Source organism: Collinsella sp. HCP3S3_E11, from assembly GCF_052067375.1.
In the GTDB taxonomy this organism is placed as follows: domain Bacteria; phylum Actinomycetota; class Coriobacteriia; order Coriobacteriales; family Coriobacteriaceae; genus Collinsella.
In genome coordinates this window covers 1-16,062 of record NZ_JBQHQI010000019.1, presented here as the reverse complement: position 1 = coordinate 16,062, position 16,062 = coordinate 1, and the positions used below count along the sequence as shown (strand labels likewise).

The window sequence follows — 16,062 nt, the reverse complement described above, 5'->3', positions numbered from 1 at the left end:
GGCTTAGCCGAAGTAGCGCTTGAGCAGGCCGGCGAAAGCCTTGCCGTGGCGGGCCTCGTCGCGAGCCATCTCGTGCACGGTGTCGTGGATGGCATCGAGGCCAGCGGCCTTGGCACGCTTGGCAAGATCGGTCTTGCCGGCGGTGGCGCCGTTCTCGGCCTCAACGCGCATCTCGAGGTTCTTCTTGGTGGAGTCGGTCACGACCTCGCCCAGGAGCTCGGCGAACTTGGCGGCGTGCTCGGCCTCCTCGTGGGCAGCCTTCTCCCAGTATAGGCCGATCTCGGGATAGCCCTCGCGATGGGCGACGCGAGCCATGGCCAGGTACATACCGACCTCAGAGCACTCGCCCTCAAAGTTGGCGCGCAGGTCGGCAACGATGTCCTCGGAGACGCCCTCCATCTTGGCGACGCCCACGACGTGCTCGGCAGCCCACTCGAGCTTGCCCTCCTCCTGCTTCAGGAAACGAGAACCGGGAACGCCGCACTGGGGGCACTTAAAATCCTCGGGCAGCTGGTCGCCGTCGAACTCTTCCACATAACCGCAAACGGGGCAAACAAATTTCATGATTCGATCCTTTCGATGGATGGCGATGGGGCGCTTGTCCGATCCCGTAAGGGCCCTCTCCGGACGTGCGTCTTGACGAGTTCTATTATCCATAAATGCAACAAAATGTGAAGCCTATTAGGAATGATTTTTGATAAAACAATTTTGAGAGATGAAGATGTTGATTGATTAACGATTGGCAGGCCGCCTGCGACCTCTGATGAGTACAATCGGTCGAACAAATGTTGACCAATCAACAAATGAGGGAGTTTCCTTTATGCATCTAGCCCGCTGCGCCTGGTGCCGAACGTATCAAACGGTTTTTCGCATCGCATTGCCGGTGCTGCCCTATACCGAGCCACGCATTCTGGAGCATGCTGAGAGAGAGCGCCTGCCAGGCCATTATCGGCTTTGGCGGTGGCTCGGCCATGGACTGTGCCAAGGGCGTGGGAGCACGCATCGCGCAGCCAAACAAGCCCATCAACAAGATGCGCGGCCTGCTGCGCGTCCACCGTCTCCTGCCGCTGCTTATTGCGGTTCCCAATACCGCCGGTACGGGAAGCGAAGTCACGCTCGCGGCGGTTATCACCGATGACGAGACGCACTACAAGTACCCCATTAACGACTTTGTGCTTATCCCGCGCTTTGCGGTGCACGACCCCGAGTTCACGCGCGGTCTGCCCGCCTCCATTACGGGGCAGACGGGCATGGGCGCCCTGACGCATGCCGTCGAGGCCTTTATCGATCGGGTCGATCGAATGAACGCCGCCTTGGACATTCCCAAATATGTGACGGGCATTCGCCGCTCCAACATTCCCGAGATGGCGGCGCATGCCGATGCCGAGGCCAATCCGCTGTACCCCGTTCCACTTTTGATGGACCGTTTGGAGCTGATGCGCATGTACGAGGTTGACGCGGGTGGTATGTTTGAGGGCGAGAACTAGGAGGGTCCATGAATACCGAGGAAATTGCGCGCATTGTCGGAGACCAGCGCGTCTACTTTAAGACGCACGCCACGTTTGATGTCGATGCTCGACGTCGTGCGCTCGTGAGTTTACGCGATGCGGTGCGGGCCCACGAGGCCGATATTGCCCATGCGCTCAAGACCGATTTGGGAAAGTCGCATGACGAGGCGTATATGTGCGAGATCGGCACGTCGCTTTCCGAGATTCGTCATCAGATCGCGCATGTGGCTCGATGGAGTCGTCCGCGCCTGCGTCCGTGCGACCTTGCCAACGCCGTGAGTGTGTGCAAAACGCAAGCCGTGCCCTATGGCGTCACGCTCATCATGGCCCCGTGGAACTACCCGTTTTTGCTAACGCTCGAGCCGCTCGCCGGCGCCCTTGCCGCGGGCAATACTGTGGTCATCAAGCCGAGCGCCTATGCTCCAGCATCGAGTGCGGTGCTCAAGCAGATCTGCGAAGAGGCATTTGATCCGTGCCTGGTGACAGTTGTCGAGGGCGGGCGCGCCGAGAACGAAGCGCTGCTCGATGAGTGCTGGGACAAGATCTTCTTTACTGGTAGCGTTCCGGTCGGCAAGCTCGTCATGGAGCGCGCAAGTAAAAACCTTACGCCCGTGACGCTTGAGCTGGGTGGAAAGAGTCCCTGCATCGTGGATGCGACGGCAAACTTGAAGGTTGCGGCACGGCGTATCGCCTTTGGTAAATGGCTCAACGTGGGGCAGACCTGTGTGGCGCCCGACTACCTGCTGGTCGATACGCGCGTGCACGACGAGTTGCTGGGCCTCATCAAGGAAGAGGCGCGCCGTATGTTTGGCGAGCATCCGCTCGACAACGAGGATTACGGGCATATCGTCAATGCCAAGCATTTTGCGCGCGTGCATGGGCTAATCGATCCCGATAAGGTCGTGCTTGGAGGTGCTGCGCGCGAGGCTTCGCTCAAGATTGAGCCGACAATTTTGGACGGCGTGGCCCCCGATGACGCCGTGATGCAGGAGGAGATTTTCGGGCCCATCTTGCCGGTGCTGACGTTTGAGAGCCTAGACGAGGCCGAGACGTTTATTACGGATCGTCCGACGCCGCTGGCCCTGTATATCTTTAGCCAGGACCGTGAGGTTCAGCAGCGCTTTGTGCGTTACGTGCCCTTTGGTGGCGGTTGCGTCAACGACACGATCATGCATCTGGCTACGAGCCATATGGGCTTTGGCGGCATGGGAGCGAGCGGTATGGGGCAGTACCATGGACGCGAGAGCTTCGATACGTTTAGCCACAAGAAAAGCATCGTGAACAAGGCAACGTGGCTGGACGTGCCATTCCGCTATGCCCCTTACGCAAACTGGAAGCACAAATTCGTGCGCATGTTTGTGCATTAAAATCAGATGGCGTAGGGACAAACGGTCGAAAAGACGCAGACAGGATGAATTTGTGTCCGCACGGACCCGTAGACTTCTCAATAAGGTTAAACGCCGGTTTATCCGGCCGTTAGGGGAGTTGCCATGTACGAGCCTTCACGTGTTCTTCTGTCGTTTCACATTGCGGGATTTCAATATGCCGACGGCGCTTTGGTCCTAGGCGATCTTAAAGTGGGCGATAAACTGACGCTGTGCGCCGAGCGCGATAATCCCCATGATCCCGAGGCGGTCGCGATCTACTATGGCAAGACCAAACTTGGCTATGTTCCGGGAAACGAGGTCGGCCCGCTGTCCTTGATGATGTATTACGGCCACGAGGACGTATTTGAGGCCCGCGTGCAACAGGTTGCCCCCGAGCGCAGCCCTTGGCACCAGGTGCGCGTTGGCCTCTATGTGGTGGATGCCCGCTAATCGGTAAGGGAGGCTGCCATGTTTGATGACGACGACCTGTTCGATTTGACGGACGATTCGTTTGAGTGGGATATGCTACTCGACGACGATGAGCTGGAGCAGGACCGTAAGATGCGACAGGACAAGAAAACTCAGGGTGATGCGTCGAAAAAGAAAGACAAGCGCCGTCGCGGACTGTTTGGCGGGCTCTTTGGGTAACTGCCGCATCGCTGCGTCTGTATACTTAGCACGAGTTGGACGCGTTGCGAAATGAGGACTGAGACGATGATGTGGTTTACCGCCGACCTGCACCTGGGCGACACGAATATCTTGCACGACATGGACCGACCGTTTGGCTCGGTTGAGGAGATGAACCGCAAGGTCATCGATGCCATCAATGAGTGCGTGGCTGCGGACGACCGCCTCTATATTCTGGGCGACTTTACCTATCGTCTGCCCCTAGCGGATGCCGTGCGCCTGCGCGAGCGCATCGAATGCCAGAACGTGACGCTCATCCGTGGTAACCATGACGGCGACTGGGAAGATCCCGACGTGCCGCAGATTTGGGAAGACGTGCGCGATTACCTGGAGATTGCCCCCGGCTATGCCAAGGGTCATCGTCTGGTTATGAGCCACTACCCCATGCTCAGCTGGAATGGCAAGGCACGTGGCGCCATCATGCTGCACGGGCATATCCACAGCAGGGGAGACCGCACCAATACGCGCAACCGCGATCGCGAACGTCCTATCTTTCGCTACGATGTCGGCCTCGATGCCAACGAGTGCAAGCCCGTAAGCCGTGACCAAATCCTAAGCTTCTTTGGACTGTAATTCTCGAACCGTCACACAAAACGCCACAAAGGGGACGGGCACCTTTGTGGCGGTTCTGGCGCCGTTGCCATTATGGTGGGGGCACCTTTTTTGTCCGTGCGGCGCGGTAGAGTGTAGGCGGTTGAAATTTGCGTCCAGCGAGGAGCTGCTATGAACGAGATCAAGTGCCCGCATTGTGGCGAAGTATTTAAGGTCGATGCATCCGGCTATGCGGATATCGTCAAGCAAGTGCGCAATGCCGAGTTTTCGCGCGACCTGGATGAGCGTGTGAAGGCGGTCCAGCGCGAGGGCGAGCAAGCGCTGGAGCTTGAGCGCTCGCGTTCGATGGCTGCCTTGCAAAAGGCAGAGTCCCAGCGCAACGCTCAGCTTACCGAGCAGAAGAACGCTGCAGCTCAACAGCTGGCACAAGAGGTTGCCAAGCGCGATGCTGAGCTCGCCGAGCTGCGTGCCAAGCTCGAGGGCGCTGCCGCAGAGCGCGAGAGTGCAAGCCAGCGCGCGGCGGTAGAGGCACGAGCCAACGCTCAAAAGGAGAATGCCGAACTCCAGCGCGAGATCGACAATTTGCGTGCGCAGCTGGAGCGCAAAGATGACGAAGCCAAGCTCGTCGAGTCGGCGGCGCGCAATGCCGCTCAAAACGATTTAGCTGCACGTGATGCTCAGATTGCCGAGCTGCAGGCCAGGCTTGCCGCGGCGGACAAGGCCCAGGAGATGGCGCTTGCCGCTGCCGCGGCAGAGTCACAGCGTGAGCTCGATGTCGCTCGCAGCGAGGCCGAGCGCGCGCTTGCTGACTATCGCGCGAAGGTACAAGAGAAGTTTTCCGCCGCAAAGGCTCAGTCTGAGCGCGAGGCCGAGGGCCTTCGTGCACAGCTTCGTGAGCAAGAACTTTCTGCAAAAATGGAGCTGTCGAAGGCGGTCGCCGCGGCGGAGCGAGAGCGCGATGAGGCGCGTGCCAAACTGACGAGCGAACTGGCGGTGCGCGATTCTCGCGAGGAACAGGCCAAGGCGGCGCACGAGCTCGAGCTTGCGCAGGCCAAGCGCGCGAGCGATGACCTGATTCGCTACAAGGATGAAGAGATCGAGCGCCTTAAGGACATGAAGGTCCGTCTGTCCACCAAGATGGTGGGCGAGTCGCTCGAGCAGCATTGCGAAACCGAGTTTAACCGTCTGCGCATGACGGCATTTCCCAACGCGTACTTCGAGAAGGATAACGATGCGTCCGAGGGTACCAAGGGCGACTTTATCTTCCGCGAGTGCGACGCGAGCGGCAACGAGGTCATTTCGATTATGTTCGAGATGAAAAACGAAAACGACGAGACCGCGACCAAGCATAAAAACGAGGACTTCTTTAAGAAACTCGATCACGATCGTCGCCAGAAAGGCTGTGAGTACGCGGTGCTCTGCACGCTGCTCGAGCCCGAGAGCGAGCTCTATAACGTAGGGATAGTCGACGTGAGCTATCGCTACGAGAAGATGTACGTGATTCGCCCGCAGTTTTTCATTCCCATGATCACGCTCCTTCGCAACGCCGCCATGGGCTCACTGCGCTATAAGCAGGAGCTAGCGGAGTACAAACAGCAGAATATCGACGTCACGAACTTCGAAGCCAAGATGGAGAAGTTCAAGAATGATTTCGGTCGCAACTACGAGATCGCGAGCCGCAAGTTCCAAACGGCAATCGATGAGATCGACAAGACGATTAGCCATCTGCAGAAAACCAAGGAGGCATTGCTGTCCTCCGAGAACAATCTGCGCCTAGCCAACAAGAAGGCCGACGATCTTACCATTCGCAAGCTCACGTGGGGCAACAAGACCATGAAGGCGGCGTTTGACGAGGCGCGCGGGGCTGCGCCAGAGACAAACGATGAGCCAGCCGAGGCGGATTCGTATGAGGTCGAGGATACCGAGTAAGGCATAGCGTATAGTGCAAAAACGGGGCCGCTGGCGATATTGCCAACGGCCCCGCTTCGTTTCGTTCCAGTATGTTCGACTAGTCCTCGAGCAGGTCTTCGATAAAGCCGACGCGGTAGTTTTTGAAGATGACTTCACCGCCGTCTTGCGTGGCGTCCAGATCGACATCGCCCATGATGCCAAAGTCGTGGTCGCCGTCCTCGTCGGCAAAGATCTGGTGCACGTGCCATACGTGCGTGGTCTTCTCGTCGGACTCATCGATGGAAAACATCGCGGCGCTGCGGGCATCTCCGTCGGTGAGGATTTCCTCGTGCTGCTCATGGTAGGCATCGAGGGCCTTTTGCCAGCGGATCTCGCTCATGCCCCAGTCGTCGTCGAGCTCGCCCAGGTCGCGAACGTGCTCACGGGCGGCAAGGGTCACGCGGCGGAAGAGCGCATTGCGCACCAGCAGCGTGCAGCCGCGGCGGTCCGCCACGACCTCGTCGATGCCCTGTGGCGGCGCGGCATCGAGGGCTGCCGGGTTGCCGGCGTTCTCCCACTCGTCCACCAGGCTCGAGTCCACCGAGCGCACCACAAAGCCCAACCACGAGATAATGTCGCGCAGGCGCTCGTCGCGCTTCTCGATGGGTACGGTGCGGTCGAGCGAACGGTAGGCCTCTGCCAGGTAGCGAAGCAAAATGCCCTCGGAGCGGGCGATGCCGAGCTTTTGAATGTAACCCTTAAAATCGCTCGCGCTTTCCAGCATATCGCGCAGGACACTCTTGGGAGAGAGCTGGTAGTCGTTTGCCCAGGGCACTTCCTGGCAGTACTTGTCAAAAGCGGCGTCGAGCAAATCCTCGAGCGGCTTTTCGTACGTGACGTCTTGAATGCGCTCCAAGCGTTCCTCATACTCGATGCCGTCGGCCTTCATCTCGGCCATAGCGCGATCGCGTGCGGCGCGCTCCTGTGCACGCAATACCTGCTTGGGGTCCTCGAGCGTGGCCTCGACCATCGAGATGAGGTCCATGGTATAGGTCTCACTTTCGGGGTCGAGCAGCTCCAGCGCGGCAAGCAAAAACGGCGAGAGCGGCTGGTCGAGCGCAAAGTCCTCGGGCAGGTCGACCGTCAGCGCGTAGTCGATATCCGGCGCGGCGTCAGCCGGAGCGTCGGGTGCGGGCGGCACCTCGGTGCGCACGACGACGCCGGAGTCGATGAGCGTGGCGAAGATCTCGTCGGCGCGAACCTCAAGCTTGGCCTTTTCTTCGGGGGTCTGCAGGCTTGTCTCGATGAGGTCATGTACGCGGGCTCGGGCATTGCCGCCCTGCTCGACCACGCTAATCACCATAGAGTGCGTGATGCGCAGGCGTGGCTTGAGTGTTTCGGGTGGCGTCTCGATCAGGCGCTCAAAAGTTTGCTTGTTCCATGAGACAAAGCCCTCGGGGGCCTTTTTCTTTTTAATCTTACGGAGTTTTTTGGGGTCGTCGCCCGCCTTGGCCATAAGCTTGGCATTCTCGATCTCGTGCTCGGGTGCCTCGGCGATTACCATGCCCTCGGTATCGAAGCCCGAGCGACCGGCGCGACCGGCAATTTGATGGAACTCGCGGGCGCGCAGACGACGCATTTTGTAACCATCGAACTTGGTGAGCGCGGTGAGCACCACGGTATGGATGGGTACGTTGATGCCGACGCCGAGTGTGTCGGTGCCGCAAATGACGGGCAGTAGGCCCTGCTGCGCCAAGCGCTCGACCAGCAGGCGATAGCGCGGCAACATGCCAGCATGGTGCACGCCGACGCCGCATCCAAGCAGGCGCTTGAGAATCTTGCCAAAGGCCGTGGAGAAGCTCGTTCCCTTTGCCGCTTCTTTGATGGCTTCGCGCTGCTCCTTGCTGGCGATGCCAAAATTGGCGAGCGACTGTGCCGTCGCAAGGGCGGCATCCTGGCTAAAGTGCACGATATAGAGCGGGGCCTCGCCACGGCGCATCGCGAGCTCGACGGTGCCCTCGAGGGAGGTCGTCACATAGTCGTAGCTCAGCGGAACAGGACGCGGGGCATCGACAACCAAGTCGCAAGCAGCGCCGGTGTGCTCCTCGAGCGAGGCGGCGATGGCGGTGACATCGCCGAGCGTGGCGCTCATGAGCATGAATTGCGTGTGAGGCAGGGTGAGCAGCGGCACCTGCCAGGCCCAACCGCGATCGGGGTCGGCAAAGTAGTGGAACTCGTCCATGGCGACGCAGCCAACATCGGCATCTTCGCCCTCGCGCAGCGCATCGTTGGCAAGGATTTCGGCCGTGCAGCAGATGACGGGCGCCTTGGTATTGATATGCGTATCGCCGGTGATCATGCCGACGTTATCGCGGCCGAGTACCTGTACCAGGTCGAAGAACTTTTCGCTGACCAGGGCTTTGATGGGGGCCGTGTAATAGCAGCGCTTGCCCTGAGCCATGCCCATAAAGAGCATGCCCAGCGCGACGAGCGATTTACCCGATCCGGTCGGTGTGCCTAAAATGACGTGATCGCCGGCGGCCAGGTCCATGAGGGCCTCTTCTTGGTGATCCCACAGCTCAATGCCACGGTCGCTCGTCCATTCAAAGAAGCGTTCGAAGGCCTGATCGGGCGTGAGCCATGGTTCGGGCTCGCTGCCGTCCTCGGGCTCCCACCAGGTGGGAGAGAGCGCGCCGAGCGAGCCAAACTCGGCTTCGGTTCCCGTGCCGCCCGAGAACGAGCTGGCGGCGCCGGCACCGGAGACGGTGCTGGCGGCGGTATCTGTCGTGGTCTGTGCCATGTGTTTGCTTTCTCTCGCGATTGTCCGCCAACTATTATGGCGTAGCGTCGCATCGATGCGTTCGCAGGCAAGAAAATGCAGGAAATGGGCGTTCTGCCCAGCTGTTTGGTGCAGTTGCCAGCTAAGTGAGTAGACTTTTTGCAATATCGCGAGCACATGGCCTTTGCGCAAAGGCTCTACCTGCGGTTTTGCTATTGGTTACGCGGGTTGTGCTTGGCTATTGCAAAAAAGTCTACTCACATAGATTTGAGGGTCGTTTGTTGGCGCCTATTTGCGCTTGTTTGCCGAAGCCGCGACCATCAGAGGCCCCTGGGACTCCTGCGGTAAGCGCTTCTTGCCCTTGCGGGCGCGGTTTTTAAAGTTCTCGACGGCCTCTTCCATGCCGAGGGGCACGTAGGTGAGCTCATCGAGATTGTCGGGCAGGTAGCACGCAAGGCTTTGCTCCTGCGCGCGCCCCGCCGTGAGCTGTTCATCGCTGGGCAGCGCGTCGGGAGTGGCGCAAATGCCATAGACGGCGGCACCCATCTCGCGCGTGCGGCGCTCGTATTCGGTCTCGGGATGCTCGGGATGGTCGCGGCGAACGTCGTCACTTACCCATAGTGTGTCGTAGCCGGCCGCGGCAAACTGCCCCAGGGCGTAGTCGCGCAATGGCTTGCTGTCGGTGCGCAGCGTGACGGTGGCGCCGGCTGAAAAAAGCGGGCGGTAGAGCATCAGATGGTCGACATGGACGAGTCGTTTTTTGGCGTACTTGGCCTTAGGCTGCGGCGTGGGAAAGTTGATGGTGATGGCATCGAGCTCGCCTGTGGCAAACAGCTGCGGCAACGATGCGGCGCCTCGGGGCAGGACGAGTGCGTTGGTCAGTTCCTGCTCGCAGATTTTCTGTGCGGCATAGGCGATGCAGATGGGCTCCTGGTCCATGCCGATAAAGAGCGTGTTTGGCTCGTGGGCCGCGCGCTCTACAAGGTACGTTCCCTTGCCGCAGCCAAGATCCAGGTGAAGGTGTTCGAAAGACTTGCTGCCTGCGGGCGCACAGGCCTCGCGCCAATCTCCGGCATAGATTTCAGGGTTCGTCTCAATCGCATCGGCGTAGCGCTCCAGGCGCTCTTCGAGCACAAAGTTCTTAGGCGTGCGAACGTGGACGGCTCCCATGAGGCTCCTTGGTCATAAGTATGGAACGCATAGCTGCGCGTTCCATCAATGGGTTGAAAAAAGGGTAGGCATAGCTTGCCCGAAAGATGCGGTGCGGATCGTCGGCGAGTCGTCGGTGCCTACAGGCGCTTGAGAATCACGTAGCGGTTGAGCTCGCCACTGCGACCGTCGGCATGGAAGCGCTCAAGCTCGCGTACGGGGACCTCGCCGCTCTTGTAGAACGTGCGCACGCCGCGCACCAGGTCGGTGATCTGCTGATCGTCAAAGTGATGGCAATAGCGGTAGGCGTGGCGGTCGTTTTGCCAGCCAATGAGGTGGTCGCCGGCTTCAAACTGCGCTGAATCGTAACCCTCAAACGGCGGGGTGAGCTCGGCGCGGGCCTCGGCGCGAACGGCCTTGCGCGCCATGCGCTCGTCGTTCATGAACTCCCAAAAGCTAATGGCGATGATGCCGCCCGGGCGCGTCTGGCGCACCAGGGCGTCGAGCACGCGCACGCGGTATTCGCACGACGGCACGTGGTGCATAAAGCCAAAACAGACCGAGATATCGGCGAGCGGGGCGTCGAAAAGCGCGTCGGGTGTCTCGGCGGGGTTGAGCTTCATGAGGGCGTCGAGCACGTCGAGTTCCTGGAAGTGCAGGTTGGGAATGCGCAGGGCGTGACCGCGTGCATCGATGGCCAGGTCTTGGCACGAGTCGACGCCATAGAACTCAAACGGGCAGCTGGCATCTGCCGAGGAGTTTGCGCCGTCGACGCCCTTGGCGGCAAGTGCGCCGCCGGCGGCAAAGTTCTCGAATCGCATATTGCCGCAGGCAAGGTCAAAGACGCGGACGGGATGCTCGATCCTGGCGACGTCGAGCTGCTCGAGCGCGATATCCATGGTGCGTACCCAGCCGGGCCACGGGGCCTGACGCGTATCGGAAAAGGAGGCGGAGTGCTCGCGATAGAACGTGTTGTTGAGCTGGATGAGCGATGAGGCGAAATCGCGGTTCACGGCGCGGGACTCCCTCCGTTGGCGGTGCGAAATTAACAGTACGACCATACTACCGTTAACGCCGCAACGGGGACAACCAAGCTACGTGTCATTGCTTTGTTTGGACACATTTCCGCAGCTCATATGTGCCCGCAACCGCCGGTTGTCAAAAATCTCACTAGAATAGGTGGCATGCTTTTGGCGGTGGCGGATAGATTTTTAACTGTGCAAGGCGCCTTAAGAACAAAAACGGTCCGGCGGCACGGCTGGCATCACATAGGAGGAACCATGAATGTAGAAACTGCGCAGCGGCTCGCCAACCTTCGCCGCAGCAAAGGCTTTAGCCAAGAAGGGCTGGCGCGAAAGCTGGGGCTGTCGCGCCAGGCGGTCAGTAAATGGGAGCGCGCGGAGAGCTCGCCCGATACCGAGAACCTGATCTCGCTCGCCAAACTCTATGGCGTGAGCCTGGACGAGCTGCTCAATCCGAGCGATGAGATCGAGGACGATATCGAGTTTGAGAACGAGGACCGCGCCCGCCAGCGCGAGGCCGAGGCGGCAGAGCGCGCCCGCACCCATGAGGCGGCGGCACGCGCCACCGAGGCGGCAACGCAGGCGAGTGATGCTGCGGCCAAGGCGGCACAAGCGGCAAGCTGGAGTGCGCAGGCCGCCAATGCTGCTACGGCGCAGGCGACGAGTGGCGGCACAGTTGGCTCGACTCCGGTGAAGGGCCCGTTCCAGTCGTTCCCGTATTGGGCCGTGTGCTGGCTACTGTTCTTTTTGCTGATGTTCCCGTTTGGCGCCGGCCCCTTTGCTGCGCTGATCTTCTTTACGATTCCCATCTATCACTGGGTGGCGCGTGCGCTCGATGGCGATTGGGCGCGCGGTGATATTCAGGTTGGTCCGGCGTCGGTGACGGCTAGGGCTCGGAATGTTTTCGCTGCGGTTGATACTGACGTGGCTACCGCGACCACCGCTGAGCCGATTGCCAAAGAGGGTGATGAATGATGAAGCTTTCGCATGAATCCAAGGTACGCTTGGGCGTTGGCGTCGGAGCGTTTGTACTCATCATTGGGCTTGTCTTTGGCATTTCGCGGCTATTGGCTCATTCCGATATGGTGCGTACGACCGGTATTCTATCTGGCCATTTGTCTGATTTTGACGATATGTTTGACGAGGACGATCTTTTGGATGGTGGTAACTATTCCGCTCGGCCTCAGCAACTTTCGAGTGCGACTTTTGATGCCGATGAGTTCCGCTACCTCGATTGCGATATCAATGCGGCTTCGGTGGACGTCAAGGTTGTTGATGGCAACAAGGCTCGCGTTATAGAGCGGGGGCGCGTTGCCGAGGGTATGGATGCCTCCAAGGCCGCGACGCAAAACATCGCATCCGTCGAGGACTCGACGCTCAAGGTTTCTCAGTTTGGAAGTGATGACGGTAAGGCAATCGATCGCTCAGTTACGGTTGAGCTGCCACGCCGTGTTGCCGAACATCTGAAGGGAGTCAACGCGCACGTGGGCTCGGGTGATCTGCAGATTGCCGGTGTCATCTGTGATGGTTTCGACCTTTTCCTGGGTGCGGGAGATGTAGAGTTTTCGGGCAGCGTGACTGATGCGCTCAGCGCTGAGGTCGGTTCGGGCGATGCGACGTTCGAGCTCTACCAGGCCCCCGCGAAGTCGATGGACGTGAGCGTGGCCTCGGGCGATGTGGAGATGACGGTTCCGAATTCTACGGGCTTTAAGGCGAGCCTTACCGTGGGCAGCGGCGACTTCGAGAGCGATTTCCTTCCGCTTGGCTACGACGGCGAGACCATTTTGAATCTTGAATTCGACAACGGGGATAAGTCTGCCACGTATCGTTTTGAGGTCGGTTCGGGTGACATGTCGTTTGATCCGGAGTGATGGCTGCGGGCTGGTCCGCAAGCATAGATGCTTAGACGCGCTGTTTGATGGAGGCGCCGGGGCCGTGACGGGCTCCGGCGCCTTTGCCTTTACAATGGGGGCATGGAACAGATTATCTTGAACATACTTAAAGCCCTGCGTTGCGGCGAGACCGTAGACGACAAGGCGCTCGTCAAACTGATACATGCCGAGGCGCGCCGTGAGGGTGCCGACAAGCGCGATCTGGCCAAGCGCCGTTTGCTGCCGTTCTACCAGCGGGTTAAACGTGAGGATCCGGCTCGTTGGGCTGCGTGGAATGTCGATTCCGATCTGGAACGTCAACTGCTGCAGGTGCTACGCATGAAGCCGCGCCGCACGGCTTCGGGCGTAGCGACCATTACCGTCATCACCAAGCCGTGGCCGTGCTCGGGCGATTGCCTGTTTTGCCCCAACGACCTGCGTATGCCCAAAAGCTATTTGCATGCCGAGCCCGCGTGCGCCCGTGCGGAGCAAAATTGCTTCGATCCGTATCTGCAGGTGAGCGCTCGTCTGACCGCGCTTTCGCAGATGGGGCATGCGACCGATAAGATTGAGCTCATTGTGCTTGGCGGCACCTGGAGCGACTATCCGGAAGGCTATCAGACATGGTTTATGTCGGAGCTCTTCCGTGCGCTCAATGACGATGCCGTCGCCGGCGTGGCGGCCAACCCCATGTTGGCGCGTCCGGGTATCAGCCGTGCCGAGGCGGGGCGTCTGCTCGACGATGCACCCGCCGATGCGCTGCCGCCGGTGGTAGCGGAGCGCCGCGAGCGCTATCGGGCTGCCGGCATTGCGACAGACGAGGCCGAGCTCGCTGCCGACGTTGCCGACGAGCAGGAGCGTGTGGATGCTGCCGTGGGCGGCTATAACCGTGCGGTGCGTCGTTTGTACGGCCCCGGTACGCCGTGGGGCGAGGTCACCGAGTGGCAGACGGCAACGATGGAGGAGCTCGAGCGTCAGCAGCACATCAACGAGACGGCGAAGCATCGCGTGGTGGGACTCGTTATCGAGACGCGCCCCGATGCCGTAACGCCGCAGGCGCTTACGCTCATCCGCCGCCTGGGCTGCACCAAGATCCAGATGGGCATCCAGAGCCTCGACCAGTACCTGCTCGATATCAACGAGCGTCGCATTTCGGTGGGGCAAATCGAGCGGGCGTTTTCGCTTGCGCGCCTGTTTGGCTTTAAGATTCACGCGCATTTTATGCTCAACTTGCTGGGTGCCACACCCGAGGGGGACAAGCGCGACTACGAGCGCTTTATGACCGAGGGGGCCTTTATGCCCGACGAGGTCAAGGTCTACCCGTGCGCGCTCATCGAGGGCTCGCGTCTGGTGGGCTGCTATGAGCGCGGCGAGTGGCGCCCCTATACCGAGGAGGAGCTACTCGACGTGCTAGCCGATGACATCGTGGTGACGCCGCCGTTCTGCCGTATCAGCCGCATGATCCGCGATTTTAGCTCCGATGACATTATGGTGGGCAACAAGAAGCCCAACCTGCGTCAGCTCGTCGAGAACCGCCTGGCTGCTCGGGGTGACGGTGCGACGGTGCGTGAGATTCGCTATCGCGAGATCAGCACGGCGGGTGCCGACTTGGATGAGCTGACCCTTGACGAGGATGTAGCGTACGAGACGCCGGTGACGCACGAGCGCTTTTTGCAGTGGGTGACGCCGCAGGGCAAGATTGCGGGCTTTTTGCGCCTGTCGCTGCCCGACCATTCGTTTGTTGCCGCGCATGCGGACGAGTTGCCGACGACGCCGGACGAGGCGATGATTCGCGAGGTGCACGTGTACGGCATGGCGGCGCGCGTGGGCGACCAGGGCCAGGCGGCGCAGCATCACGGGTTGGGGCGTTTGCTCGTAGAGCGTGCGTGCGAGATTGCCCGGGATGCGGGTTATGCGCGCATCAACGTGATCAGCGCGATTGGCACGCGCGAGTACTATCGCCATCTTGGATTTTATGACCATGGCCTTTATCTGCAAAAGGAGCTCTAGATGAACAAGCCGAGTGTTTCTGCCGGCGTTGTTGCCGGCGTTGCTCTGGGAGCCGCGGCGCTGGGCGCGGCTGCCGTCGCTGTTCGCGCTGCCTGCCTGCAGGTCGCGCGAACCCGCAATGGATTGGCGCGTGTGAAACGCGTGCACGATGAGGGTGGCGATGAAGTCCGCGTATTGGTGCAAGGCGGTGTCTACCAAAGCGCGAGTTACGTCGGCGAGCGCTGGGCGGAGCCCGTCTTTGCGTATTATCGAGCGTTCGACGACGTGTTTGAGGCCGAGGATGCGATGCGTGACGTTTATGGTCACGGTACCAGCCGTATGCTTATGCTAGGTGGCGGCGGGTTTGCCTATCCCAAATTTGCGCTGATGTCGCACGAGGGCCTGCGCATGGACGTTATCGAGTATGACGGAGAGATTACGCGCCTGGCGCGCCGCTGGTTCTACCTAGACGAGCTAGAGCGCGCGGCAGGCGATCGCCTGCGGGTGATAACCGCTGAGGCTCGCTCGTATCTGGGTGTGACGAGTGTGGGCCATCGTCGCTACGACGTGGTCGTGAGCGATTGCTTTGGCGGTGCCGAGCCCGTACGCGAGCTGGCGACGGTTGAGGCGTTGCGTTTAGTGCGGGGCAGCCTGAACCCCGGGGGTATCTACGTTGCCAATATCGTGAGCGCAAACGAGGGGAGCGATGTAACGTTCCTGCGCGACTGCGCTGCCACGGCACTCGAGGTATTCGCCCACGCCTGGGTGGTCCCCTGTGGCGATACAGAGTTCGGCGGCGAGGAAAACTACCTGCTCATTGCCAGCGACGGGAACTATGCCTTTGCCGAAGCCGTGCCCTTTGACGCCGACTTCCTCGGCGCCGTCCTTCACGACTAGCGCGTCTTTCTGCGACCAGTCTTTCTGGGACGGGGCTTTTTAGCTGCTTTCGGATGCCGGCTCGCTCCACATCGGGAGCAGTCAATTTGGGACGGGGCTTTTTTAGCTATCCCTGCCACTAATCGGCCAAACCTTTCGCTTTAGGTGACGCATAATTTCTTTCGCAAATTGACAACCGCATAGCGGAACACGGCCCGCGCCCCGTCATATGATTTCTAGCGACTAAACAACAAATCACCAACGAAGGGGGCACGGGCCGTGTCTGCGAACATCGTATCAGTCGACGAGGAGTCGCTGCGCAACGACATAAAGAATCTGGTGAGGAAGACCGTAGAGGAGACGCTCAACGCG

General features: G+C 60.0%; 14 protein-coding genes. 10 read left to right on the top strand and 4 right to left on the bottom strand.

Annotation, left to right across the window (positions count from 1 at the left end):
* Positions 1 to 3: 3 nt before the first annotated feature.
* The gene (locus ACTM86_RS08545) at positions 4 to 564 is read right to left on the bottom strand and encodes a ferritin family protein (RefSeq protein WP_154517090.1); all 561 of its coding nucleotides are present in this window, start codon (positions 562 to 564) and stop codon (positions 4 to 6) included.
* 353 nt (positions 565 to 917) lie between these two features.
* Here ACTM86_RS08545 and ACTM86_RS08540 point away from each other — a divergent pair, with 353 nt between their 5' ends.
* The 6 genes from ACTM86_RS08540 (at position 918) to ACTM86_RS08515 (ending at position 6,043) form a co-directional block, all read left to right on the top strand.
* The gene (locus tag ACTM86_RS08540; protein WP_441017161.1) at positions 918 to 1,487 is read left to right on the top strand and encodes an iron-containing alcohol dehydrogenase; all 570 of its coding nucleotides are present in this window, start codon (positions 918 to 920) and stop codon (positions 1,485 to 1,487) included.
* 8 nt (positions 1,488 to 1,495) lie between these two features.
* Positions 1,496 to 2,875: an aldehyde dehydrogenase gene (locus ACTM86_RS08535; RefSeq protein ID WP_441017158.1), complete on the top strand. Its 1,380-nt coding sequence runs from the start codon at positions 1,496 to 1,498 to the stop codon at positions 2,873 to 2,875.
* A 123-nt stretch (positions 2,876 to 2,998) separates the two neighbouring features.
* Positions 2,999 to 3,325: an HIRAN domain-containing protein gene (locus tag ACTM86_RS08530; protein WP_195233157.1), complete on the top strand. Its 327-nt coding sequence runs from the start codon at positions 2,999 to 3,001 to the stop codon at positions 3,323 to 3,325.
* Between the two features lie 18 nt (positions 3,326 to 3,343).
* The gene (locus ACTM86_RS08525; protein WP_154517096.1) at positions 3,344 to 3,523 is read left to right on the top strand and encodes a hypothetical protein; all 180 of its coding nucleotides are present in this window, start codon (positions 3,344 to 3,346) and stop codon (positions 3,521 to 3,523) included.
* A 66-nt stretch (positions 3,524 to 3,589) separates the two neighbouring features.
* Entirely contained in the window at positions 3,590 to 4,135 is a 546-nt protein-coding gene (locus tag ACTM86_RS08520; protein ID WP_441036940.1) for a metallophosphoesterase, read from the top strand.
* A gap of 150 nt (positions 4,136 to 4,285) precedes the next feature.
* Positions 4,286 to 6,043, top strand: coding sequence for a DUF2130 domain-containing protein (locus tag ACTM86_RS08515; protein ID WP_441017152.1), 1,758 nt, complete (start codon positions 4,286 to 4,288; stop codon positions 6,041 to 6,043).
* 79 nt (positions 6,044 to 6,122) lie between these two features.
* On the opposite strand, the gene ACTM86_RS08510 is transcribed toward ACTM86_RS08515, so the two are convergent.
* The 3 genes from ACTM86_RS08510 to ACTM86_RS08500 all read right to left on the bottom strand — a co-directional run bounded on the left by ACTM86_RS08510 (position 6,123) and on the right by ACTM86_RS08500 (position 10,945).
* Positions 6,123 to 8,804, bottom strand: coding sequence for a DEAD/DEAH box helicase (locus ACTM86_RS08510; RefSeq protein ID WP_441017149.1), 2,682 nt, complete (start codon positions 8,802 to 8,804; stop codon positions 6,123 to 6,125).
* 267 nt (positions 8,805 to 9,071) lie between these two features.
* The gene (gene trmB, locus ACTM86_RS08505; protein ID WP_154517108.1) at positions 9,072 to 9,953 is read right to left on the bottom strand and encodes a tRNA (guanine(46)-N(7))-methyltransferase TrmB; all 882 of its coding nucleotides are present in this window, start codon (positions 9,951 to 9,953) and stop codon (positions 9,072 to 9,074) included.
* 119 nt (positions 9,954 to 10,072) lie between these two features.
* Positions 10,073 to 10,945 carry a class I SAM-dependent methyltransferase gene (locus tag ACTM86_RS08500; protein ID WP_427794939.1) on the bottom strand — a complete coding sequence of 291 codons (873 nt, stop codon included), beginning with the start codon at positions 10,943 to 10,945 and terminating at the stop codon, positions 10,073 to 10,075.
* Positions 10,946 to 11,212: 267 nt separating this feature from the next.
* Here ACTM86_RS08500 and ACTM86_RS08495 point away from each other — a divergent pair, with 267 nt between their 5' ends.
* From ACTM86_RS08495 to ACTM86_RS08480, 4 genes are all read left to right on the top strand, one after another.
* On the top strand, positions 11,213 to 11,929 hold the full coding sequence (locus tag ACTM86_RS08495; RefSeq protein WP_441017146.1) for a helix-turn-helix domain-containing protein: 717 nt from the start codon (positions 11,213 to 11,215) through the stop codon (positions 11,927 to 11,929).
* A complete protein-coding gene (locus ACTM86_RS08490) occupies positions 11,929 to 12,825 on the top strand; it encodes a DUF4097 family beta strand repeat-containing protein (RefSeq protein WP_441017143.1) in 897 nt (298 codons plus the stop codon). The genes ACTM86_RS08495 and ACTM86_RS08490 overlap by 1 nt, the downstream gene beginning before the upstream one ends.
* Positions 12,826 to 12,927: 102 nt before the next feature.
* On the top strand, positions 12,928 to 14,835 hold the full coding sequence (locus ACTM86_RS08485) for an elongator complex protein 3 (protein ID WP_441017140.1): 1,908 nt from the start codon (positions 12,928 to 12,930) through the stop codon (positions 14,833 to 14,835).
* Positions 14,836 to 15,711: a spermidine synthase gene (locus ACTM86_RS08480; protein WP_441017137.1), complete on the top strand. Its 876-nt coding sequence runs from the start codon at positions 14,836 to 14,838 to the stop codon at positions 15,709 to 15,711.
* Positions 15,712 to 16,062 lie beyond the last annotated feature (351 nt).

Excerpts from the sequence above, each read along its gene's own strand:
- ACTM86_RS08545 (WP_154517090.1), bottom strand. The coding sequence starts at position 564 with ATGAAATTTGTTTGCCCCGTTTGCGGTTATGTGGAAGAGTTCGACGGC.
- ACTM86_RS08540 (WP_441017161.1), top strand. The coding sequence starts at position 918 with ATGCTGAGAGAGAGCGCCTGCCAGGCCATTATCGGCTTTGGCGGTGGC.
- ACTM86_RS08535 (WP_441017158.1), top strand. The coding sequence starts at position 1,496 with ATGAATACCGAGGAAATTGCGCGCATTGTCGGAGACCAGCGCGTCTAC.
- ACTM86_RS08530 (WP_195233157.1), top strand. The coding sequence starts at position 2,999 with ATGTACGAGCCTTCACGTGTTCTTCTGTCGTTTCACATTGCGGGATTT.
- ACTM86_RS08525 (WP_154517096.1), top strand. The coding sequence starts at position 3,344 with ATGTTTGATGACGACGACCTGTTCGATTTGACGGACGATTCGTTTGAG.
- ACTM86_RS08520 (WP_441036940.1), top strand. The coding sequence starts at position 3,590 with ATGATGTGGTTTACCGCCGACCTGCACCTGGGCGACACGAATATCTTG.
- ACTM86_RS08515 (WP_441017152.1), top strand. The coding sequence starts at position 4,286 with ATGAACGAGATCAAGTGCCCGCATTGTGGCGAAGTATTTAAGGTCGAT.
- ACTM86_RS08510 (WP_441017149.1), bottom strand. The coding sequence starts at position 8,804 with ATGGCACAGACCACGACAGATACCGCCGCCAGCACCGTCTCCGGTGCC.
- trmB (WP_154517108.1), bottom strand. The coding sequence starts at position 9,953 with ATGGGAGCCGTCCACGTTCGCACGCCTAAGAACTTTGTGCTCGAAGAG.
- ACTM86_RS08495 (WP_441017146.1), top strand. The coding sequence starts at position 11,213 with ATGAATGTAGAAACTGCGCAGCGGCTCGCCAACCTTCGCCGCAGCAAA.
- ACTM86_RS08490 (WP_441017143.1), top strand. The coding sequence starts at position 11,929 with ATGAAGCTTTCGCATGAATCCAAGGTACGCTTGGGCGTTGGCGTCGGA.
- ACTM86_RS08485 (WP_441017140.1), top strand. The coding sequence starts at position 12,928 with ATGGAACAGATTATCTTGAACATACTTAAAGCCCTGCGTTGCGGCGAG.
- ACTM86_RS08480 (WP_441017137.1), top strand. The coding sequence starts at position 14,836 with ATGAACAAGCCGAGTGTTTCTGCCGGCGTTGTTGCCGGCGTTGCTCTG.